The sequence below is a fragment of the Mycobacterium sp. SMC-16 genome (assembly GCF_046250085.1).
Lineage (GTDB): Bacteria > Actinomycetota > Actinomycetes > Mycobacteriales > Mycobacteriaceae > Mycobacterium > Mycobacterium phocaicum.
The window spans coordinates 4,761,380-4,781,948 of sequence record NZ_CP176427.1; the positions used below are offsets into that span (position 1 = coordinate 4,761,380).

Annotated in this window: 19 protein-coding genes; 10 read left to right on the plus strand and 9 right to left on the minus strand. The window is 68.4% G+C overall.

From position 1 onward, the window contains the following. Positions 1 to 34 precede the first annotated feature (34 nt). A complete protein-coding gene (locus ACJEIK_RS23120) occupies positions 35 to 484 on the minus strand; it encodes a DUF1772 domain-containing protein (protein ID WP_061003222.1) in 450 nt (149 codons plus the stop codon). Positions 485 to 566: 82 nt separating this feature from the next. Here ACJEIK_RS23120 and ACJEIK_RS23125 point away from each other — a divergent pair, with 82 nt between their 5' ends. Then, complete coding sequence (locus tag ACJEIK_RS23125) at positions 567 to 995, plus strand: helix-turn-helix domain-containing protein (RefSeq protein WP_138250495.1); 429 nt, start codon at positions 567 to 569, stop codon at positions 993 to 995. On the opposite strand, the gene ACJEIK_RS23130 is transcribed toward ACJEIK_RS23125, so the two are convergent. Genes ACJEIK_RS23130 through ACJEIK_RS23145 form a run of 4 tightly spaced genes read right to left on the minus strand, consistent with a single transcriptional unit; the run spans position 896 to position 7,612 of the window. After that, complete coding sequence (locus ACJEIK_RS23130; RefSeq protein WP_409430349.1) at positions 896 to 1,804, minus strand: ROK family protein; 909 nt, start codon at positions 1,802 to 1,804, stop codon at positions 896 to 898. The two genes, ACJEIK_RS23125 and ACJEIK_RS23130, sit on opposite strands and share 100 nt — an antisense overlap. 9 nt (positions 1,805 to 1,813) lie before the next feature. Continuing rightward, the gene (locus ACJEIK_RS23135; protein WP_409430350.1) at positions 1,814 to 2,425 is read right to left on the minus strand and encodes a malonyl CoA-ACP transacylase; all 612 of its coding nucleotides are present in this window, start codon (positions 2,423 to 2,425) and stop codon (positions 1,814 to 1,816) included. Next, positions 2,422 to 6,609: an NEW3 domain-containing protein gene (locus ACJEIK_RS23140; RefSeq protein WP_409431746.1), complete on the minus strand. Its 4,188-nt coding sequence runs from the start codon at positions 6,607 to 6,609 to the stop codon at positions 2,422 to 2,424. Before ACJEIK_RS23140 ends, ACJEIK_RS23135 begins: the two co-directional genes overlap by 4 nt. Before the next feature lie 40 nt (positions 6,610 to 6,649). Further along, a complete protein-coding gene (locus tag ACJEIK_RS23145) occupies positions 6,650 to 7,612 on the minus strand; it encodes a YafY family protein (RefSeq protein ID WP_061003101.1) in 963 nt (320 codons plus the stop codon). Between the two features lie 61 nt (positions 7,613 to 7,673). Here ACJEIK_RS23145 and ACJEIK_RS23150 point away from each other — a divergent pair, with 61 nt between their 5' ends. Both ACJEIK_RS23150 and ACJEIK_RS23155 read left to right on the plus strand, forming a co-directional pair. Next, a complete protein-coding gene (locus ACJEIK_RS23150) occupies positions 7,674 to 8,189 on the plus strand; it encodes a DinB family protein (RefSeq protein WP_061003103.1) in 516 nt (171 codons plus the stop codon). A 2-nt stretch (positions 8,190 to 8,191) separates the two neighbouring features. Then, positions 8,192 to 8,791 carry a DinB family protein gene (locus ACJEIK_RS23155; RefSeq protein ID WP_409430351.1) on the plus strand — a complete coding sequence of 200 codons (600 nt, stop codon included), beginning with the start codon at positions 8,192 to 8,194 and terminating at the stop codon, positions 8,789 to 8,791. A gap of 51 nt (positions 8,792 to 8,842) precedes the next feature. On the opposite strand, the gene ACJEIK_RS23160 is transcribed toward ACJEIK_RS23155, so the two are convergent. Beyond that, a complete protein-coding gene (locus tag ACJEIK_RS23160; RefSeq protein ID WP_061003108.1) occupies positions 8,843 to 9,445 on the minus strand; it encodes a TetR/AcrR family transcriptional regulator in 603 nt (200 codons plus the stop codon). Between the two features lie 74 nt (positions 9,446 to 9,519). Here ACJEIK_RS23160 and ACJEIK_RS23165 point away from each other — a divergent pair, with 74 nt between their 5' ends. The 4 genes from ACJEIK_RS23165 to ACJEIK_RS23180 all read left to right on the plus strand — a co-directional run bounded on the left by ACJEIK_RS23165 (position 9,520) and on the right by ACJEIK_RS23180 (position 14,024). Continuing rightward, positions 9,520 to 10,518 carry an oxygenase MpaB family protein gene (locus ACJEIK_RS23165; RefSeq protein ID WP_409430352.1) on the plus strand — a complete coding sequence of 333 codons (999 nt, stop codon included), beginning with the start codon at positions 9,520 to 9,522 and terminating at the stop codon, positions 10,516 to 10,518. 73 nt (positions 10,519 to 10,591) lie between these two features. Continuing rightward, on the plus strand, positions 10,592 to 11,938 hold the full coding sequence (locus ACJEIK_RS23170; protein ID WP_138250503.1) for an AarF/ABC1/UbiB kinase family protein: 1,347 nt from the start codon (positions 10,592 to 10,594) through the stop codon (positions 11,936 to 11,938). A 51-nt stretch (positions 11,939 to 11,989) separates the two neighbouring features. Next, on the plus strand, positions 11,990 to 12,916 hold the full coding sequence (locus ACJEIK_RS23175) for an alpha/beta fold hydrolase (protein ID WP_135356850.1): 927 nt from the start codon (positions 11,990 to 11,992) through the stop codon (positions 12,914 to 12,916). Positions 12,917 to 13,127: 211 nt separating this feature from the next. Then, positions 13,128 to 14,024 carry a cyclopropane mycolic acid synthase family methyltransferase gene (locus tag ACJEIK_RS23180; protein WP_061003116.1) on the plus strand — a complete coding sequence of 299 codons (897 nt, stop codon included), beginning with the start codon at positions 13,128 to 13,130 and terminating at the stop codon, positions 14,022 to 14,024. Positions 14,025 to 14,082: 58 nt separating this feature from the next. Here ACJEIK_RS23180 and ACJEIK_RS23185 read toward each other — a convergent pair whose 3' ends face one another. Continuing rightward, complete coding sequence (locus ACJEIK_RS23185) at positions 14,083 to 15,792, minus strand: cellulase family glycosylhydrolase (RefSeq protein WP_167838023.1); 1,710 nt, start codon at positions 15,790 to 15,792, stop codon at positions 14,083 to 14,085. Positions 15,793 to 16,156: 364 nt separating this feature from the next. On the opposite strand from ACJEIK_RS23185, the gene ACJEIK_RS23190 reads away from it, so the two are divergent. Then, positions 16,157 to 17,101 (plus strand): endonuclease/exonuclease/phosphatase family protein, encoded by a 945-nt coding sequence (locus tag ACJEIK_RS23190; RefSeq protein ID WP_061003119.1) that lies wholly within the window; start codon positions 16,157 to 16,159, stop codon positions 17,099 to 17,101. 1 nt (position 17,102) lies between these two features. On the opposite strand, the gene ACJEIK_RS23195 is transcribed toward ACJEIK_RS23190, so the two are convergent. After that, the gene (locus ACJEIK_RS23195; RefSeq protein ID WP_064858294.1) at positions 17,103 to 17,753 is read right to left on the minus strand and encodes a M15 family metallopeptidase; all 651 of its coding nucleotides are present in this window, start codon (positions 17,751 to 17,753) and stop codon (positions 17,103 to 17,105) included. Positions 17,754 to 17,832: 79 nt separating this feature from the next. After that, positions 17,833 to 18,489, minus strand: coding sequence for a TetR/AcrR family transcriptional regulator (locus tag ACJEIK_RS23200; RefSeq protein ID WP_064858295.1), 657 nt, complete (start codon positions 18,487 to 18,489; stop codon positions 17,833 to 17,835). 362 nt (positions 18,490 to 18,851) lie between these two features. Between ACJEIK_RS23200 and ACJEIK_RS23205 the strand changes: the two genes are divergently transcribed. Both ACJEIK_RS23205 and ACJEIK_RS23210 read left to right on the plus strand, forming a co-directional pair. Then, complete coding sequence (locus tag ACJEIK_RS23205; RefSeq protein WP_135356847.1) at positions 18,852 to 19,709, plus strand: SDR family NAD(P)-dependent oxidoreductase; 858 nt, start codon at positions 18,852 to 18,854, stop codon at positions 19,707 to 19,709. Beyond that, the gene (locus tag ACJEIK_RS23210) at positions 19,706 to 20,569 is read left to right on the plus strand and encodes an SDR family NAD(P)-dependent oxidoreductase (protein WP_061010589.1); all 864 of its coding nucleotides are present in this window, start codon (positions 19,706 to 19,708) and stop codon (positions 20,567 to 20,569) included. Before ACJEIK_RS23205 ends, ACJEIK_RS23210 begins: the two co-directional genes overlap by 4 nt.

Genomic DNA, 20,569 nt, shown 5'->3' on the forward strand with positions numbered 1-20,569 from the left:
TTGCCTAACTTTGGGGGCTACCCTCCCAGCCGACTCACAGCCTTGCCGCCGGCGCAAGCGCTACCAGGACAAACACCACGATCAGCAGGGTTACGCGCACCCAGTGCAACCGGTCCCAGCGGTGGGCCAGCTCCCGGTTTGTCGGCGCTTCGTCGGAACCGGCACCCGCCCACGCGGCAACGCGGTTGTTGATCGGGACCAACGCGGTCAGCGTCAGCACCATCACCACCGCCATCAGGACCACCGCGGCGATGGCGCCGGGCGCCGGGGCGAGTACCGCATCGGCGACCAGCAGTGCCGCCGCGGCGGCGTACCAGAAGGGCATCACCGTGCCGAGAATCCGGCCGCCCGTCGCGCGCGCCTGCCGGTAGGCGTCGTCGGGCAGCCGTTCCACGATCGGATTGGTGAACGCGGCGACCCCGAACTCCACGCCGACGAGCGTGCCGACGACGATCACGGTGAGAATCTGCGCAATGTGTTCCATGGCATCGAGCCTGGTCACTACACTGACAAATAACAAGGTACTGACAAATTAGTCAGCACAAAGGAGGGACCGGGATCGCATCATGGCGGTGTCGAAGAAGGAGATCGGCGAGTGCCCGATCGATGCCGCGCTGTCGGTGATCGACGGCCGGTGGAAGGGCACGATCCTGTGGCGGCTCGCCGACGGGCCGATGCGCACCGCCGAGCTCCGGCGCAGCATTCCCGACATGACGGAGCGCATGCTCATCCGACACCTGCACGAACTGGTGGCCGACGGCATCATCGAACGCCACGACGCGGGCACGGTGCCGCCGTGCGTGCACTATTCGATCTCCGAATACGGCAAGACGCTGGAACCGGTGCTCGGTGCGCTGTGCGACTGGGGCCGAAAGGACATGGCGCGGCGCGCCGCTCAGCTCCGCCACAACGCGGCGGCGCCGACGAGCCCGGCATCGCCCCCGAGCTCGGCGGGCACCACCCGCAGGCCGCGCAGGAAGCTCAACCCGGCGTAGCGGGGCAACGCCGCCCGCAGCGGGCCGAACAGCACCTCCCCCGCATTCGCCACGCCGCCGCCGACCACCACCAGGTCCAGGTCACAGACGGCCGCTGCCGACGCGATGGCGACGGCGATCGCCTCGGCGCCACGCGAGAACGCCTGCACCGCAATCGGATCCCCGTGGCGGGCGGCCTCCGCCAGCGCCTTCGCGTCGGCGTCCGGCGGGGCGTCCCAGCCGTGCTCGTGTGCCCACCGCGCGAGGTGTGGACCCGAGGCCACCGCCTCCACGCAGCCCTGCCCACCGCACGCGCAGCGCGGGCCGTCGGGGTCGACGACGACGTGGCCGACGTGGCCGGCATTGCCGGTGCGGCCGAGGTACGGCGCACCGCCCTGCACCAGACCGCCGCCGATACCGGTCGACACCACCATGCCGAGCAGGAGCTGCGCCCCCTGGCCGGCGCCGCGCCAGTGCTCGCCCAGGGCCAGGCAGACAACGTCGCCGGCCAGCCGAATCGGCAGGCCGGTGCGCTCGCCAAGCCGCGGGATCAGCGGAAACTGTTGCCAGACAGCGATATTGAGCGGACTGACCGTGCCCGCGACCACATCGATGGGGCCGGCGCAGCCGACGCCGATGCCACACACGGGGCGCTCCGCGGCGGCGGCGAGAGCGTTTCCGACCAACGCGTCGACCGCCGCCCATACCTGCTCGCTGTCGGCGTGTGGGGTCGGCAGCTGCTCGCGGTGCACGAGCACGCCGCCGGAGTCGACGAGGGCCGCGGCGATCTTGGTGCCACCGATGTCGAGGGCGAGTATCAGGTCGGACATCGTGCGCTTTCAGTGCCGGTGGACGTGGTCGGGCTGGCGCGGGTCTCCGGGATGCTCATAGCCGGGCGCCAGGTGCACCGACTCGGCGCGGCGGGCGTCGAGCCAGTGCCGGAAGGCCCGCCGGCGCGCCGAACCCAGCAGGTGCGTGGTGATCTGCGGCCGCACCTGATCAAGCTCCGGCGCGACTGTCGGCGCGGTGCACCAGCCACCGGGGCCGGGCACGGGCGGCGCGAACCGCAGGGGGTTGCGGACGTGGTAGCGCCCGATCTCCTCGTCGGAGACCTGCACGTCGGCGGTCACCCGAACGAACAGCGCACGCCCCAGCGGCTGTTCGAGCGCAGCTGCGGCGATACTGCCGAGCTCCATGCGGGCGGCGGCGTCGGGTAGCAGGTCGGCTTCCGCCGGTGCGTCACCATCGGTCACCCCGAGTTCGGCTGCCGCCACCCGCACCAACTCGTCGGCGACGAGCAGCTGGTTCAGCCAGCGCCGCAGCTGGCGGCCCTCACTACTTCCGGGCGCCGGTAGCGAAGGCGCCAATACGCTTGCCCGCAAACGTGATTCGCGCTCATCGAGCGCGCTGACCGGAATCTCCCGCCCGGCGACGGTGGCGACGCGGTTCATCGGACCCGCACCGATACCGCCGGCGTGTAGAGCACCCGACCGGCCCCGGCGATCCTGACCAGCGCCCACCACTGCCCCGGCCCGACCCACGACGGCGGCGCCACGTCGAAGTCGAATGCGGCGGTGCCACCCGCCGGGACGTCGGCCCCGAGCACGGCCGGCCCCAACCATTCCCACGTCCCCCACGGACTGATCAGGTGCGCCTCCAAGCTCAGCGGCGCACCGGCGGCAGAGCCGACGACGACACTCAGGTCGGCGTGTTCACCGGCGACGACGTCGACGGCCTGAGGCTCCTCGACCACCCTCAGCAGCGGGGCATCGCCGGGTTCGCCGACTGTGACGACGCAGACGTCTTCGACCGTCTGCCGCCACGCCGCGGGAATCTGGTGCTGTTTGTCGCCGCCGGTGACCGCCAGCTCGACCCGCACCGGATACCGGCCGGCGGGCACATCGGCCGGAAGTTGCAGCCGCACTTCGGTTTCCAGGTAGCCACCCGGCGGCAGCACGAAGGGCAGCTCGTCCGGGGTGGCCGACCAGCCGTCGGGACACAGCACGCGGACCCGGCCGTGGAGCGTGGCGTCGGTGCAGTCGCTGGCAGCGGTTACGCGTACCTGCACGGGCGCACCCGGTGTGCCGGCCAGTTCGGTGGGGTGCACGTGAGCCACCGCGGGCAGTCCGCCCAGCGGTGCCGGGCCGCGGTTGTGCAGCCAGTACCGGGCGTAAACCGGTTGCGCGACTTCGGCATCCGGCGCCAGGGTGGCGTGGTCGCCGTTGAGCACATGCGGCAGGTCGAGCCGGGCCCGCACGGTGGCGATCTCGAAACCGTGCAGCCGCAGGTCTTTTCTGCCGGCAATCGGTTGTTCGAGGAGGTCCAGCCGTTCGACGTCCTCGAGGTGCCGCAGGCCCGAGGTGACGTTGACCTCGGTCGGCCGTCCCGATGTCTGGACCAGGCGCAGGGTGATGCCCGAGCTCGGGTCGACGGGCGCGCTGCGGCCCGCGGCGATGGGGTTGCCGGTGGCCTTCAACGCGGCCAGCGTCACCTCGGACGCGGGTTCGACGCCCAACAGCGAACCGGTGCACGGCAATCCGCCGGCCACCGCGGGATGGTCGGTGTGCACCGCGAGCAGTGGCTGGGAGTATTCGGCGCTGCGGCCCGGGATGCCCGCGGCGCGCCAGTCACCGTCGCCGGCCGCGATGGCGTAGTCGAAGGTGTGGGTCCAGTGCTGGAGCTGGAAGTTCGAGCCGTCGGGTGCGGTGCGGCGCGGCGGGTCGATCCAGGTGCCCGACGGCCAGCCGGTGCACGACCGCATCAATGAGGTGTGCAGGACGCCATCCGGTTCGACGGCGAAACCCGGTACGCCGCGGTTCAGCACGGCCACACTGCGGGCCTCGAAGGGCCCGATGCCGGCCGCGGCCTCCTGTTCGACGGTGATCTCGGTGGTGGCGAGGGCGGCGATCAGCTCGTCGATGGCGCCGGGTCCGGCGACGATCAACACCGGTAGCGCGCGCACGCCGGTCAGGTCGGCGCCGGGTATCCAGCGCTGTACCAGGTCGGCATCGGCGGGCACCCAGAGCCGGGCGCTCCCGGCCGTCAGGCGCCGCTGCAGTTCGGCGCCGTAGCGGGGTTCGGCGGCCGCCAATACCGCTGCGGTGAAAGCATTCTCGTCGGGCCCGCCGAGCGCGATGCGGGCGTCGGGCAGGTTGGAGTCGACGGCGAGGTCGCCGTAGCGCGGCTTGTCGGCGCTGCTGCAGGTGGCCGTCACCCCGGACCGCACCAGCGCGACCATCAGGTCGCGGGTCGGTGCGTCCGGATCCGCCGCGTTCGGCGCCACCACCTCGGCGACCGACACCGCCCGCATACTCTCACCGTGCGCGTCGCGGACCCGGACCCGCACCGCCGAGGACAGCCCGAACCACCCGTAGGCAGGGTTGTCCAAGGTGTAGGGGTGCTCCGCGGTGTCGACCGCATGGCGCGAATCCCGTTGGTGCAGTAGGCCAAAACCCCGGCCGATCACCGCGTCGCCGACCTCACTGACCGGCATCGCGCCCGGCACCGAGCAGGGCCAGCGCAGCCGCAACAGCTTGTCGGCGCCGGTGAATTCGTCGATCACGGTGCGGCAGTCCACGCGGTCCACGCCTTGCCACAGCGTGATTGTCTGGGTGTACCGCAGCACGTCGCCGATGCGCCCGGTGACCACCAGCCGCTCCCCCAGCGCGCTGCGGTAGGCCTGCACCGACTGGGCGGCGCGTTCGGCGGAGCCCACCACCGGCCCCTTGGGCAGCAGGTGCCAGGGCCCTTCATGTTCGGTCGGATGCGCGGAATGCTCGTCGTAGACGGCGATCTCGTTGCCGACCCGGCCGGCACCGATCAGCTCGACGCCTTCGCGCACCAGCGACGACACCGCGCCGCCGCGGTCGGGGTCGACGGTGCAGCCGTACCGATCATTACCGATGGTGGTGCCGGGCAGGGGTTCCCACGAGGCCGGCTCGCACGCGGACTGCGCCGAGCCGATCGTGTATGCCCGCCACCCCAGCGACGGCACGTCGTGGGCCGCCCAGGTGACGGTGTGGCCGTCGTCTTCGATCAGGACCGGGACCGGCGTGCCGTCCGCGTCGAGCACCGGCCCGTCCAGCGGTTCCTCGAGGTGGACGGTGACGATGTCGGTTCGGCTGTGTGCCAACGGGTTCCACACCACGATGTCACCGTCGACGGCCCGCGACAGCAGCGCCAACGCGTTATCGCGGGCGGTCCGGCCGAGTTCCCACGCATCGCGCCAGCCGGTGAGCAGGTCGAGGTACACCTGGTCGGATTCCGATCCGGTGATGGCATCGTGGTGGGCACCGTAGGCCAGTTGCACCCAGGCCTTGGCCAGCGCCGCTTGCGGATACGTGGCGCCGGTCAGCAGTCCGGCGAACACCGCGAACCGTTCGGCTTCCAGCACGACGTGCTCGGCGGCCCGGTTGGCCTGCTTGGTGTCGATGTACGACACGTCCTTGCCCGTGTAGATCGGGTTCATGTCGCGGGTCTGCGGCGACGGCTGCGTACCGACGGCCGCGAGTTCCGCACGCACGGCGGCGAAGAACTCCCGCGGCAGCGCACACACGAAGCGGGGCCAGGTATAGCGGGCCGCCCAGTCGCGGTGAATCTCGGTGACCCACTTGTTCGGCGGGGTGTAGTCGGTGCCGACCGGCAGCAGCACATTGCGGGTCAGCGCAACCTTTTTCAGCTTGGCGAACGTCTCATAGGTGGCGTCCTCGGCTTCCTGCAGCGACGCCGACGAGTCCATCCACCAGCCGGCGGCGTAATGCGCGGGCATGTAGTGCGTCAGCAGCCCGCGGCCAGACGGCGCGATCCAGTCGAATTCACTGGCGAACTGCATGCGTTCGGGGTCGCCGTCGCGGTGCATCGGGCCCCACTGGTGATGCGGGCCGCGGGCCCACGAGCTGGAGGTCAGGCCGGCGTCGGCGGCCATGCCCGGGAACTGCGGGTCGTGGCCGAACACGTCGAGCTGCCAGGCCGTCGCCGGGTCGGCGCCCATGACGTCGCGCTGGAACCCGATGCCGTGCACGAAGTTCCGGATCGCCGTCTCCGGACTGGTCAGGTTGGTGTTCGGCTCGTTGTAGGTGCCGCCCATGATCTCGACGCGGCCCTCGGCGAGCAGCGCGCGCAACTGGGCGCGCTGCTCGGGGTGGGTGTCCCAGTAGGGTTTGAGGTAGTCGACCTCAGCGAGGACGAACTTATATTCCGCTTCGCGCCTTGCCATTTCGAGATGTGCGGTGACCAGCTCGAAGCCGTTGGTCTGCCGGCAGCGGCCGGGCGGGTCCTCGGTCCAGACGCTGGTGTAGGCGGCCTGCGTGTTCCACCACACCGGGTCGTAGTGGAAGTGGCTGATCATGTGCATGGTCCAGCCGGGCTCGGCGACGACGAACTCGAACGGGGTCTGTTCGCCGCCGGCCTCGAGATGCGCGGTCCGCACCTGGCCCGGTTGTCCGCCCTGCACAACCACCGGAATCTCCATGAAGCCGGCGCCGGGCCGAGCCAGGGCCTGGCCGCTCAGCCCCTGTCCGGTGACCCGGATCTCGGCAGTGTCGGCGCACCCCGTGTAGTCCACCCGGACGAGCTGCAGCGGTTCGTCGGCCGGGCCGACGAACAACTCGGTGGAAACTACCGCCGTCACCTGCAGGAGTCGTCCCGTCGACACCCCTGCACCATACGGCGCGTCGTCACCGATCGGGAGGCATTGCGGCACGCAACCGGTCGGCGACCACCGCGGCCGCGGCGATCACCTCGGGCGGTTCGAGGACCTCGAACCGATACCCCGGCATCGCCAGGTACAGCACGATGCGCTCGGGGTCGTCGCCCCCGGCGGTCACCACGCAGCGGTCCGGGCCGTCCGCCACGATCTGCGCCGACGATGCGGAAAACATCTGCGCCAGTTGACTTTCGGACGCCTCATACCGGACCCGCGCGACGTAACGGTACGGCGACGCCGTGATGGCCTGGCGCACGAACTCCGCCGGATCAGGTGCCGGGCGCGGCGCGAACGTCGTGCCCGCGGCCTTGACGTCGACCATCCGGTCCAGCCGCAGCGTCCGCCAGTCCTGCTTGTCGCGGTCGTACGCCAGCAGGTACCAGCGGCGCCCGGTGGTGACGAGTTGGTAGGGCTCCAGCCGGCGCTCGGTGTTGTTGCCGCGGATGTCGGTGTAGCCGAGCCGGACGTGTTCGTGGTCCCGGCAGGCGCGAGCCAGCGTCATCAGGTCGTCGGGCGACACCGCTTCGACGGCACCGCCGCCGGTCAGCGTCACCGTCGCGTCGTGCACCGCGGACACCTGCGACCGCAGCCGCGCGGGCATGACCTGGTCGAGTTTGGACAGTGCCCGCAAGGCCGACTCGCCGACACCCGCGACACTGCCGCCGGCCGCCAGGCGCAGACAAACCGCCATCGCGACGGCCTCCTCGGGGTCGAGCAGCAGCGGCGGCAGCGCGGCGCCGGCACCCAGTTGATAGCCGCCGTCGCGGCCCTTGCTGGCGTGCACCGGATAGCCGAGGTCGCGCAGCCTCTCGATGTCGCGGCGGACGCTGCGCCCGGTGACGCCGAGCCGGTCGGCCAGCTCCTGGCCCGTCCACACCCGGCGTGCCTGCAGCAGCCCCAGCAGTTGCAGCACGCGACTCGTCGTTTCGGACATGACAACACTCTGCCGTACTCATAGGACAGGAACAGTCCTAATTAGATGTCAGGCTTCAAACATGACCGAAGAACTGGCCGAGCAACTCGACTGGCACTGGCAACACCAGCTGCGCCCCCGACTCGAGGGACTGACCGACGCCGAATACTTCTGGGAGCCGGTGCCCGGCTGCTGGACCCTCCACCCCGACGGTTCCATCGACTTCAGCTATCCCCCACCACAACCCGAGCCGTTCACGACCATCGCCTGGCGGTTGGCGCACGTCATCGTCGGCGTCCTGGCCATGCGGAACCACTCACATTTCGGCGGGCCCCCGGCCGACTACCAGTCGTGGCCGTACGCCCGCGACGCCCGCACCGCGCTGGAGCAACTCGACACCGCCTACGCGAACTGGATCACCGGGGTCCGCGGCCTCGACGACGCAGCGCTGGCCCGGCCGTGCGGACCGGCCGAAGGTCCCTACGCTGACTTCTCAATGGCCACCCTCGTGCTGCACATCAATCGCGAAGTCATTCACCACGGAGCGGAAATCGCCTGCATCCGTGACCTTTACACCCACACGAAGAAGGAGAAGTAGGCATGCCCGGACAGCCCGCACCCGCCGGTGACGAGCGTCAGACCCTCGTCAACTTCCTGGCGTTCCAGCAGGACGCCTTCGCGGCCGTCGCCCACGGCCTCACCGATGAGCAGGCCCGCTCCACCCCATCGGTGAGCGCCCAGTCGGTCGGCGGCCTCATCAAGCACGTCACCGCCGTTCAAGCGGGCTGGGTCGAGCGCGCGGTGGCCGCCCCCGACTTCCCGCCACCGGACACCCGGCCGATGGCCGAGATCATGGCCGAGTACGCCGACCAACACGTCATGCGCGACGACGAGAAGCTCGGCGACCTGCTGGCCGCACTGCGCGAACAGAACGCCAAGACACGGCAGGCCTTCGCCGAACTCGACCTGGACGCGCTGGTGCCGATTCCGCACGACGTGCCGTGGTTCCCGACCGACATCGACCACTGGAATGTGCGGTGGGTCGGCATGCACCTCATCGAGGAGCTGTCCCGGCACGCCGGCCACGCCGACATCATCCGTGAATCCATCGACCGGGCGACCATGTACGAGCTGCTGGCCGCCGAGGAGGAATGGCCGGAGACGGAATACATCAAGCGCTGGCGGCCCGCCGCCCAGTAACTCGAGATCCACGAAATGGCTGCCCGCGGACGCCCCGCGGCAGCCATTTCGTCACTCTCGGCGCAGTACCAGCGCCAGCGCCGCGTCGACCACCACGTCCAGATCGGTGCCCAACGCGCCGGACAGCCACTGCTGGGCCAGCTCGGCCATGGCGCCGGTGTACATGGCCGCACCGACGCGCGCGGCGACGGGGTCCGAATTCGGGTGCAGCCGGCCGCCCTCGGCGAGGACCGCGTCGAGCAGCAAGTCTTGCGTGACGGCGCGGCGCGCGGCCAGCACGGGGTTGGCGCGGGCTTCCGTGAACAGCACCCGCCCGCGCCGCGGATCGGCGGAACCGAAGCCCAGCACCGCGGCGATGCCGGCGCGGGTCCGGTCCCGCACCGAGTCGCCCGCGACGGTGATCGCGGCGTCGACCATGGCGGCCAGTTCGATGCTGACCTTGTCGTAGACGGCGCCCAGCAGTTCGTCGATGCCGTCGAAGCTCTCGTAGAAGTAGCGCGTGTTGAGTCCGCACTCGCGGCACACCGAGCGGACCGACAGCGCCGTTTCGCCACCGGAGCCGAACAATTCGAATGCCGCGTCGACCAGTAGCCCGCGCCGTTCGGCGCGGCGGTCGTCGAGCGGAACCCCCGCCCACCTGGTCGGTGTCGACATCCCTACAGCCTAGGTCTGGTCACACCCGTCACCAAATACTATTCTGGTTACGACCGTGACCAGAAGGGGTTGACGTGTACCTGCCGCACCAGTTCATCGAGCACCAGCTTCAGCACCGGTTCGACCAGACCATCCGGCGGAACTATTTCCGTGGCATGGAGTTCGCCGGTCCCGCCGGCGACCCGGGCTGGTTCGGCCCCGGCAGCGCTGTCTGGCATGTGCACTCCCACACCGAGGCGCTGGTCTTCGGCCTGCAGTGCGCCGCGTTCATCGAGCGCCTCGACCCGTCCATCTACTGGATGGGGATGCACCACTCGCGCCTGGTCCAGCGCGACGACAACGGCGAGGCCGTCCCGGTGATCGACCCCAAGGGCGCGGCCGTGCGGCTCGGCCACTCCATCGCGTTCTTCATCGGCACCGCCTACGGCAGCACCGAGACCGCCGAGAACCTGGCCCGGACCGTGCGCGCCATGCACCACACCATCAAGGGGGTCCGCCCGGACGGCGCCGCCTACGACGCCGACGACCCGGACTGGCTGCGCTGGAACTACGCGACCGTCGTGTGGGGTCTGGCCACCGCGCACGAGCTCTACCACCCGAACCCGTTGCGCGGCAAGAAACTCGACCGCTACTACGGCGAGTTCATCCGTGTCGGGCACGCCCTCGGCGGCACCGACCTGCCCACGACCAAGGCGGAGACCCTCGAGTGCCTGAAGTCCTATCTCCCCAGGCTGGCGCTGACGCACGGCGCCGCCATGGCCACCGGCCCGAACCTGCCGATGCCGCAGAGCGCCGTCGACTGGGCGGTGCGGGACACCATGCCGAAGTGGGCCAAGCAGCTGCTGGGCCACACCGACCCCAACCCGATCGAGCGCACGGCCCGCCGCGCGGTCGTGTGGTCGATCATCAACGGCCTGCACGCCGCCGCCGGACCGTTCCCGGAATTCCGTCAGGCCAAGGCCCGCGTCAAAGGCGGGGTCGACCCGGAGCTGGCACCGCACACGGTCCCGGCGTACGTGCCCGGCAGCGACCCGGTCCGCAGCCGCGCCGACATCGAGAGCGTCTTCGTCTGACCTGCACCGCCGAAAGGGCGTGACACAGGACACACCTTTTTGGCGGTACCCGCGGTTTTGAGACACTTCACCAATGGGTTCGAAGACACCGCACCGCGAGGGCGCCCGGCTGGACCGGGTGCCGCTGCCCGTCGAAGCCGCCCGCATCGGGGCCACCGGCTGGCAAATCGCCCGCACCGGCGTCCGCGTCGTCGGCAGTGCCTTCACCAAGGGCAGCCTGCAGCAGAAGGTGATCAAGCAGGTCCCGAAGGCCTTCTCCGATCTCGGGCCGACGTACGTCAAGCTCGGCCAGATCATCGCGTCCAGCCCCGGGGCCTTCGGCGAGCCGCTGAGCCGCGAGTTCCGCAGCCTGCTCGACCGGGTTCCGCCCGCCAACAAGGACGAGGTGCACAAGCTGCTGCGCGAAGAACTCGGCGGCGACCCGGCCGACCTCTTCGCCACCTTCGACGACGAGCCCTTCGCCTCCGCGTCCATCGCCCAGGTGCACTACGCGACGCTGCACTCCGGCGAAGAGGTCGTCGTCAAAATCCAGCGCCCGGGCATCCGCCGCCGCGTGGCCGCCGATCTGCAGATTCTCAAGCGCGGCGCGCAGATCGCCGAGCTGGCCAAGCTGGGCCAGCGGCTCTCCGCGCAGGACGTGGTCGCCGACTTCGCCGACAACCTCGCCGAGGAACTCGACTTCCGGCTCGAGGCGCAGTCCATGGACGCCTGGGTGGCGCACATGCACGCCTCGCCGCTGGGCCGGAACATCCGGGTGGCCCAGGTCTACTGGGACCTGACCAGCGAGCGTGTGCTGACCATGGAACGCGTCGAGGGCATCCGCATCGACGACGCCGCCGCCATCCGCAAGGCCGGGTTCGACGGTGAGGAACTGGTCAAGGCCCTGCTGTTCAGCGTTTTCGAGGGCGGCCTCAAGCACGGCCTGTTCCACGGCGACCTGCACGCCGGCAACCTCCACGTCGACAAGGACGGCAAGATCGTCTTCTTCGACTTCGGCATCATGGGCCGCATCGACCCGCGGACGCGGTGGCTGCTGCGCGAACTCGTCTACGCGCTGCTGGTCTCGAAGGATCACGCCGCGGCCGGCCGGATCGTCGTCATGATGGGCGCCGTCGGCACGGTCAAGCCGGAAGGCCAGGCGGCCAAGGACCTGGAGGCGTTCACCACGCCGCTCACCATGAAGTCGCTGGGCGACCTGTCCTACGCCGAGATCGGCAAGCAATTGTCCACCCTCGCCGACGCGTACGACGTCAAGCTGCCGCGCGAGCTGGTCCTGATCGGCAAGCAGTTCCTCTACGTCGAGCGGTACATGAAGCTGCTGGCACCGCGGTGGCAGATGATGAGCGATCCCCAGCTGAAGGGCTACTTCGCCAATTTCATGGTGGATATCAGCCGCGACCACAAGAACGCCGAGGAGTAGGCCGCCGGCCGCATCCGACCATGAATCACGAAGAATCCGAGGACTAGGCCCATGCAGCCCGAACGAGACACCACCCCCGAGGTCCGGACCGGCTTCGCCCGCTCTGGCGACCTGGACATCGCCTACGAGGACATGGGCAACCCGGACCATCCGGCGGTGCTGCTCATCATGGGCCTGGGTGCGCAGCTGCTGTTGTGGCGAAAAGGGTTCTGCGACAAGCTCGTCGAGAGGGGCTACCGCGTCATCCGGTTCGACAACCGCGACGTGGGCCTGTCCACCAAGATCGAGGGCCGGCGCTCCGGTTCCGCGCTGCTGCCCCGGATGCTGCGCTCGTACGCCGGCCTGCGCAGCGACGCGGTCTACACGCTGGAGGACATGGCCGACGACGCCGCGGCACTGCTGGATCACCTCCAGATCGAGCAGGCACACATCGTCGGCGGGTCGATGGGTGGCATGATCGCGCAGGTCTTCGCGGCGCGCTACCAGCACCGCACCAAGACGCTCGGCGTCATCTTCTCGAGTAACAACCAGCCGCTGTTGCCGCCGCCCGGGCCGAAGCAACTCAAGGCCATCACGACGCGGCCGCAGGACACGTCGCGCGCCGGCGTCATCGCCAACGCGGTCAACGTCGGCCGCATCATCGGTAGCCCCGGCTACCCTACGCCGCTCGACCGGGCCGAGGCCGACGCCGCCGAAAGCTACGACCGCTCCTACTACCCCGTCGGCGTGGCCCGGCACTTCGGGGCCATCCTGGGCAGCGGCAGCCTGCGGCGCTACGACGAGATGATCACCGTCCCCACGGTCGTCATCCACGGTCGAGCCGATAAACTGATGCGACCGAGCGGTGGTCGAGCAGTGGCCAAAGCGATCCGGCGCGCTCGGTTGGTGTTGTTCGACGGCATGGGTCATGACCTGCCCGAGCCCCTCTGGGACGACATTGCCGGTGAACTGGCCACCACATTTGCCGAAATCCCGTAGACGTATCAGTCCGGTCACAGCCGCCGCCACGCTGGGGGAATGAACGCGGCTTCCGGCCTGAAGGCGGTTACGTTTGCTGTCTCGACTGACCGTGACGGCGCGTTACACCAACGTCAAGGAATCGGTTGGGGGCCAGGTATTGTGCGGTCACGATTGTGATTTAGTGACCGGCATCACCACTGAGTGAGGAAGGTCAAGTAAGGTGTTACAGATGATTCAGGATTCGACTGGGGCCAAGGACATGCGGCCGCATTTCGAGGACATCCAAGCCCACTACGACCTGTCTGACGATTTCTTCGGACTTTTCCAGGACAACTCCCGCAAGTACAGCTGCGCCTACTTCACCGGACCTACCGTCACGATGGAACAGGCGCAGCTTGCCAACGTGGACCAGCACCTCGAACAGCTGGACCTCAAGCCCGGCATGACGCTGCTGGAGATCGGCTGCGGCTGGGGCCTGACGATGCAGCGCGCCATGGAGAAGTACGACGTCAACGTCATCGGTCTGACGCTGAGCAAGAACCAGCAGGCGTTCTGCACGGAACTGCTGAGGAACACCGAGTCGGACCGTTCGCACCCGGTGCTGCTGCAGGGCTGGGAAGAGTTCCACGAGCCGGTGGACCGCATCGTGTCGATCGAGGCCTTCGAACACTTCGGCTTCGAGCGCTATGACGACTTCTTCAAGAACTGCTACGAGATCATGCCCGCCGATGGACGCATGACCATCCAGAGCAGTGTGAGCTACCACCCTTTCGACATGTCGGCCCGCGGCAAGAAGGTGTCGTTCGAGATGGCGCGGTTCATCAAGTTCATGGCCACAGACATTTTCCCGGGCGGTCGCCTGCCCACCACGCAAATGATGATCGATCATGGCGAAAAAGCCGGCTTCAACGTCCCCGAGCCGCTGTCGCTGCGTAACCACTACATCAAGACGCTCGGCGTCTGGGCGGCCAACCTCGAGCACCACAAGGACGAGGCGATCGCGATCTCCGGCCAGGTGAACTACGACCGCTACATGAAGTATCTGACCGGTTGCCAGTACTACTTCCTCGACGAGTGCCTCGACGTCAGCCTGGTGACCTACACCAAGGAAAAGGAAGCCGCGTAAGCATTTTCGACGAGTAGCGCCCCCGACCCGAGGTCGGGGGCGCTACTCGTTTTCGGGATCAGTTGGCGGATGCCGAGGACTTCGCGCTTGCGTCACCGTGACGGTGCGAGCGCTTCTCGACGACGGGCGGGGTCGACGCCTCATCGCCTGATGTGTCCGACTTGGCGGCTTTGTCACGCGCACCCTTGGCGTGCGCGCTCGATCCGGCGGCCTTGCGCGGCTTGGCGGTGACCGATGTCTTGCCGGACGGATCAGTCGACGCGGCGGTATCCGACGCCGTGCCTGCCGCTGCGGTATCCGATGCCGCGGTGCTGTCGGCCGTCGTCGACGTGGTCGACCCGGCGACCTTGGCACGCTTCTTCACCTTGATTGCCGTCGACGTGGCTCCCGTCGACGTGGTTCCCTCGGATTCCGCCGTGGCCGTCGTCGCGGCGGATGTCTCGGTAGCGGTGGTGCCGGTCTTTGCGGCCGCCTTCGCAGCCAACGGCGTGGCGGTCGGCAGTGCTCCGCTGAGGTGAGAGCTGACGGCCGTCACCCAGGCGTTGATGGCCTTGCCGAGCTGCTGGAACTCACCCTGGATCGCCAGGCTGATCGAATTCAGCAGACTCGCCAGCGACTGGGCGATCGCCGTCACCCCGGAGACGACTCCCCCGACTGTCGAGCCGACACCGCCGGCCGCACTGCTGGCGTACTCCTTGATCGCGGCCTCGATGACGGCGACTGCCAGCTTCGGCGTCCAGTCGGCGTTGTAGATGCCGAAGCCGTCCGCACCGGCGACGCCGTCCTGCGCGGTGTAGATGAACACCGGCCCGGCATACGCGAGGGTCTGCCAGGTGTCGATCAGATTCTTGATCAGGTCGGCCTGGGTCTGCTCGCTGACGTCGTTGGTGGACGCACCGAACTCGCTGATCCAGATCTTGAGGTTGCCGTCGCCGTACTGCTGCAGGAGCTGATAGATCGCATTGAGTTGCATCAGTGGGGAATTCGCGACTCCGGCGCCCGACGAGAAGGGCAGCGACTCCTGATAAGGATGGAACGACAACGCGTCGAAGTAGCCGGAGGCCCCGGCAGCCAGCATCTCCTTGACGAACGTCACCGGATCGAGCGTGATGCTGCCGAAGCTGATGACGCTGCCGAGCGCGCCGGCGACCACGGTGGCGGTCGGGTCGACCGCCTTGATCGCCGGATAGGCCGCCTTGAGCAGCGCCGCATAGGCGGTGGCATCGATGGGATCCGAGGACAGCACGTAGTTCGGCTCGTTCCAGATCTCGTAGGCCGAGATGGTCGAGCCGTAGCGCTTGGCCACCTCGGCGGCGAATGACGCGTACGTGGCGGGGTCGGGTGTGCCGGCACCGGTGATGGAGGTCGACGAGCCCGCCCATGTCGGCGTGCTGGCGATTTCCACCATGACGCCCATGTTCCGGTCGGCCGCGGCCTGCATGACCATGTCCATGTAGGACCAGTTGTAGGTGCCCTGCGCGGGCTCGACGAAGATCCACGGGACGAACACGCGAATGTCCTGGACCCCGATGGACTGCAGCGTGTCGAGTGTCTGGTCGATCTGCGCCTGAGTCTGTCCGTACAGCCCCGAGTCGGCGATCCCGATCGTCGACGGCGCGGACACGATCTCCGCAGCGGGCACGATCTGGGCGGTCGGATTCGACGGCACACTCGGCGGCGCGTACGCACAGATCAGCGCGATCGGGAGCATCGCGATAATACAGCGGAACGAACAGGCGCGGACCAATGCGCGCAGCGACCAATACATGCCAGCCTCCTCACCCCGAACGACTGGCCAGCGAATTGCTAAAAGGCCGTCGATGAATGGCGGAGAAATTACCTCCATTGACGACAACAAATCTGCAGAACCGTTAGAGAAATAAACATACCTATGGTCAACAACCAGGTGAAACGGCTATATCTACTCACAGCCGGCTGATAGACTCCTGACAGAATTTTCCAATAAATCTGCGCACGCACGTTGCATAGCACACATAATTACCAAGCTCAGCAAATACGAATTACCGTTGCCAAAGTCACCAACATGGGTCCGAACCCACGTCCGGTACATTCACGATGGCGTGACGCGCGGCAGCAGCCCGAACACGAGAACACGGAGGCGAATCATCGCGATGTGGCAGTCGGTTCTGACGTACGCGGGCGCCTTGTCGCTCTGTGCAGCCGCGGCGGCGATCGCGATGCGGTGGGTTCCGATCGTCAACAGATCGTTGTTGGCGCTGGCCGCCGGTGCGCCCTACGTGTCCATGGGCGCGCCGGTGGGCGCCGTGCTGTTGGGCGCCGCGAGGAACTGGCCGCTGACCGCGGTCGCCGTCGCGACCACTGTCGCTGCGATTGCCGTACAAGTGCCTCTGTTCCGGCGCACGAAGGCGCCGTCGGGGACGGCGCTTCGGTTCCTGTCGGCCAACCTGCGCTACGGGCGGGCCGATGCCGAAGCCGTCGTCCGGTACGCCGAGGCGAGCGCGGATATCGTTGCGCTGCAGGAACTTACACCCGCCGCGTTGGCGCGGCTGGAGGCCGCCGGGCTGGACCGGCTGTTCCCGCACCGGGCGCTGCGCGAGATGGACGAGCCCGGTGGCGTCGGACTGTGGAGCCGCCACCCGATCAGTGACGTCCGCATCGATGACGGCTTCTGGCTGGGAATGCTGGCCGCCGACGTCCACGTGCCCGGGGCGCCCGCCCCCACCCGGGTGCTGACCGTCCACCTGTCCGCGCCGTGGCCCGATCCGCTCCAAGGCTGGCGCGACGACCTGGCGCGACTGGCCGGCACGTTGCTGACGGCGGCCCGGGCAAGCACCGGCCCGGTGCTGCTGGCCGGTGACCTGAACGCGACGCCGGACATGCGCGAGTTCCGCCGGCTGCTGCGGCAGGGCTATCAGGATGCCGGCGCGCAGGCCGGTGCCGGTGTGGTGCGCACTCATCCGTCCGACATCGTCGCGCCGCCGGTTTTCGCCGTCGACCACATCTTGACGCGCGGGTACGTGGCCACGTCGCTGCGGACGCTGCAGGTGCCCGGTTCCGACCACCGGGCGCTGCTGGCGCAGTTGGTCGCCGGCTGACTCAGTTCACCGGCACGTCGAGGATCGGGCGCGGCTCCGATGCGCCCGGCCCGTTGAAGTGCCACCACTCCCCCGGGTAGACGGTCAGCCCGCCGGCGACCATGGCGTCGCGCAGCCGCGCGCGGTTCGCCTGCTGCGCGGGGGTGACTCCCACGGTCGCGTAGGCCGTGGCGCGCGGCGTGAAGTCGTCGAAATCGGTACCCATGTCGACGCCGGTGATGGTCACGTCCACCGACAGGCCGGACTCGTGGCTGCGCGCGAACTGGCTGGGTTTGGCGACCCAGTTGGGGTCGGGCACCGCCTGGAACATCCGCACCTGCACGTCATGCGGGCGGTAGCAGTCCCAGAACGTCAGCACCTCGCCGTGCGCGCGCAGTATCCGGGCGGCGGTGGCCAGCCCCGGCGCCATGGACTCGTGGATCAGGCAGCGGGCATCGGCTGGGTACAGCGCGACGCCGACGAAGTTGTTGGGGGTGGCGTAGCGCAGGTCGATCACCGCGTCGGGGACGACGGTCCGGACGTCGATCAATCCGGCCGCGGCGGCCTGCGGTGACACCGGCGGCGGGGCGGGCTGTGGTGCTGCCGAGGCCGTGCCGACATCACTCACCGCGAGCGCGGCTCCCAACATCACCGCGAGGGTTCGCACGAACATGTGTCGAGGTTGCCAGATCCCGGCACCGGGCAACCACGGGATCGCCGGAAGTCGCGGCGCTCCAAGGCGGTCGGCGGGCTCAGCGCCCGGGCGACACCGGCTTTCTGGTGTTCTTGGCACCGGCCCGCCGATTCTTCGTCGGCGCGGACTTGTCAGGCCGATCATCTGCCGCCTGCGGTGTGGCCAGCCGGTCCATCCACATCCGCAGCGTGGTCACCAACAGCGCCGCGCTCTGGTCGGCGTCGGCCATCCCGATGGCTTGCGATATCGCCAGTCCGCTTCCGGTCGCCACGATGGCGTCGATCGCCTCGTCCAATCGCGGGTCGGCGGGGTCGACGCCCTCGGGTATCAGGTCCTCGATCATCACCCGGACCGACTCCCGGAACCGATTGATGGTGTCCATGGTTCCGGCAGTCTGCTCGGGGTCCCCCAAAGTGCTCAACAGGTACTCCGAGCCGAGCACCGTGAGCGGGATGTCCGACGACAACCGCGACCACCAGATCGCCAGCACCCCGAACCTGTCGTCCACCGAATCCGACTCGCCGACAAGCATTTCCAGCAGCTTGGTGGTTTCCGCGAGGTACCTCGTGCGGAGGACTTCGAGGCAGAGCGCCTCTTTGCCCGCGAAGTTGCTGTAGACGGCGCCGATGGTGCGGCCGGCGTCGGCCGCGATGGCTGCGATGGAGGTGCCGTGATACCCGTTCGCGTAGAACAGCCGCGCCGCCGAATCGAGCACATCCTGGCGCGTTTGTGCCTGACTCTCCGCGCGTGTCAACACTTTCCGAGCCGCCACAGTGTCCTCCGCAGGTCCGCCAACCGGTCGCCGACGAGAGGCCAGACTACCGCGTCGACGCGCCGGAAGTTTGATATTGCTCCCATATCCGAATAGGGCCACTATCCGAAATGTGACATCGGCTTCACGGCGGACAGCCCGACGGCGGCGCCATGCCCATGTCCGCGATGAGCAAGACGTAGACCCGGCGACGCGTCCCGCCCAGCGAAATTGATTACTGCTCAATTCTTTTCATTGCGATCGCCCCAAGGAGTCGAAATGACCGATACGCACAGCACGACCAGCACTGCCGAAGGATGTCGACCATGGCGGTGACAGTGGTGACGGGTGCCGGTAGCGGCATCGGACGTGCGGCGGCCTTGCGGTTCGCCCGCAACGGCTCCGAGGTCGTGGTGGCCGACATCAACGAGCAGACCGGCCGGGAGACGGTCGAGCTGATCGAGAACTCCGGTGGCAGCGCCGCGTTCCGGCGACTCGACGTCGCCGACCTCGACGACTGGGAGGATTTCACCGCTTGGGTCTGCGTCGAGCACGGCGTGCCCGATGTCGTGGTCAACAACGCGGGCATCCTGATCGGCGGCGGATTCCTGGAACAGACCAACGCGGACTGGCGGCGGATGATCCAGATCAGCATGATGAGCCCGCTGGTCGGGTCTCGGTTGTTCGTGCAGCGCATGGTCGACTCCGGCACGCGCGGTCACATCGTCAATGTGTGCTCGGTCGGCGCGTTCATGCCGACGCCCATCGCCCCCTCGTACGTGGTCGCCAAGGCCGGAGCGTGGTTCGGCACGCAGGCGCTGCGTGCCGAGTTCGGCGACAAGGGCATCGGCGTCAGCGCGATCTGCCCCGGACTGATCCGGACAAGCCTGGCCGCCAACGGAACTCGCGGTGGCGTGAACGACGGCGACAGTGCGGATTGGTCGTCGAACCTCGCCGCCGGACATCGTCACTTCGGCCGTTCCCCGGATCGTGTGGCAACTGCCATCGAACGCGCGGTGCGCTGGAACCTATCGACGGTGCCGGTCGGCATCGAGGCCTGGGCCGGTTGGTATCTGTACCGGCTGTCACCGAGTGCGGCGCGCGGATTCTTGGGACTGTTCACGATGTCGATCGCCGACAAGGCAGTCGCCCTGTCCGGCAAGCTCTTCGGAGGTAGACGATGAAGAACGTCATCGTCACCGGCGCAGGTGCCGGCATCGGGCGCGAGACGGCAAAGCTGTTCGCCGCCAAGGGCGGTCGGGTGGTCGTCGCCGACACCGACATGCCGGCCGCGAAGGAGACGGTCGAGCAGATCGTCGGCGCGGGCGGCCAAGCCGTCGCCTACCGGCTGGATGTGGCCGCAGACGACGAGTGGGGGGCCTTCGGCGAGTGGATGTTTGCCCACTTCGGCGCGCCCCACGTGCTGATCAACAACGCGGGCGTCATGGACCTCGGCGGGTTCGTCGAGATGAGCGCCGCCCAGTGGCAGCGTGAGATCGACATCAACTTGATGAGCGTCATCTACGGATCGCGGGTCTTCGCGCAACAGATGATCGACGACGGGATTCGCGGCCATATCGTGAACCTGTCGTCGGCGGCGGCGTACTTCCCGTCCAGACTCGAGCCCGCATACGGCGTCGCGAAGTCGGCGGTCCTGATGGCCTCGCAGTCGCTTCGAGTGGAGTTGCGCGGCAAAGGGATCGGCGTCACGGCGATCTGTCCGGGCGCCATCCGCACCAACCTGCTCGCGAACGGTGAACGGGCCGGACTCACCGCGGCGCAGCAGGCGGCGTGGCGCGAGAGCGCGGGCGGTATGCAGCGATATGCCTACACCTCGCCGCAGAAGGTGGCCCGGGCGATCGAACGGGCCGTGCGGTGGAATTCGGCCATCGTGCCGGTCGCACCGGAAGCCTGGCTGCTGTACGGGCTGTTCCGGCTCTCCCCCAGCCTCACGCGCGAGGTGCTCGCGCGCGCGTCCTTCGAACGCATCGAATCGGTGATCCCCTTCGCTGGTAAAACACTCGCCCGGCTGACCGGGAAATAG

Coding starts and splice junctions, on each gene's coding strand:
- ACJEIK_RS23210 (WP_061010589.1), top strand. CDS start 19,706: ATGAAGAACGTCATCGTCACCGGCGCAGGTGCCGGCATCGGGCGCGAG.
- ACJEIK_RS23150 (WP_061003103.1), top strand. CDS start 7,674: ATGACCGAAGAACTGGCCGAGCAACTCGACTGGCACTGGCAACACCAG.
- ACJEIK_RS23125 (WP_138250495.1), top strand. CDS start 567: ATGGCGGTGTCGAAGAAGGAGATCGGCGAGTGCCCGATCGATGCCGCG.
- ACJEIK_RS23180 (WP_061003116.1), top strand. CDS start 13,128: ATGATTCAGGATTCGACTGGGGCCAAGGACATGCGGCCGCATTTCGAG.
- ACJEIK_RS23170 (WP_138250503.1), top strand. CDS start 10,592: ATGGGTTCGAAGACACCGCACCGCGAGGGCGCCCGGCTGGACCGGGTG.
- ACJEIK_RS23145 (WP_061003101.1), bottom strand. CDS start 7,612: ATGTCCGAAACGACGAGTCGCGTGCTGCAACTGCTGGGGCTGCTGCAG.
- ACJEIK_RS23205 (WP_135356847.1), top strand. CDS start 18,852: ATGGCGGTGACAGTGGTGACGGGTGCCGGTAGCGGCATCGGACGTGCG.
- ACJEIK_RS23190 (WP_061003119.1), top strand. CDS start 16,157: ATGTGGCAGTCGGTTCTGACGTACGCGGGCGCCTTGTCGCTCTGTGCA.
- ACJEIK_RS23130 (WP_409430349.1), bottom strand. CDS start 1,804: ATGTCCGACCTGATACTCGCCCTCGACATCGGTGGCACCAAGATCGCC.
- ACJEIK_RS23135 (WP_409430350.1), bottom strand. CDS start 2,425: ATGAACCGCGTCGCCACCGTCGCCGGGCGGGAGATTCCGGTCAGCGCG.
- ACJEIK_RS23175 (WP_135356850.1), top strand. CDS start 11,990: ATGCAGCCCGAACGAGACACCACCCCCGAGGTCCGGACCGGCTTCGCC.
- ACJEIK_RS23120 (WP_061003222.1), bottom strand. CDS start 484: ATGGAACACATTGCGCAGATTCTCACCGTGATCGTCGTCGGCACGCTC.
- ACJEIK_RS23185 (WP_167838023.1), bottom strand. CDS start 15,792: ATGTATTGGTCGCTGCGCGCATTGGTCCGCGCCTGTTCGTTCCGCTGT.
- ACJEIK_RS23155 (WP_409430351.1), top strand. CDS start 8,192: ATGCCCGGACAGCCCGCACCCGCCGGTGACGAGCGTCAGACCCTCGTC.
- ACJEIK_RS23160 (WP_061003108.1), bottom strand. CDS start 9,445: ATGTCGACACCGACCAGGTGGGCGGGGGTTCCGCTCGACGACCGCCGC.
- ACJEIK_RS23195 (WP_064858294.1), bottom strand. CDS start 17,753: ATGTTCGTGCGAACCCTCGCGGTGATGTTGGGAGCCGCGCTCGCGGTG.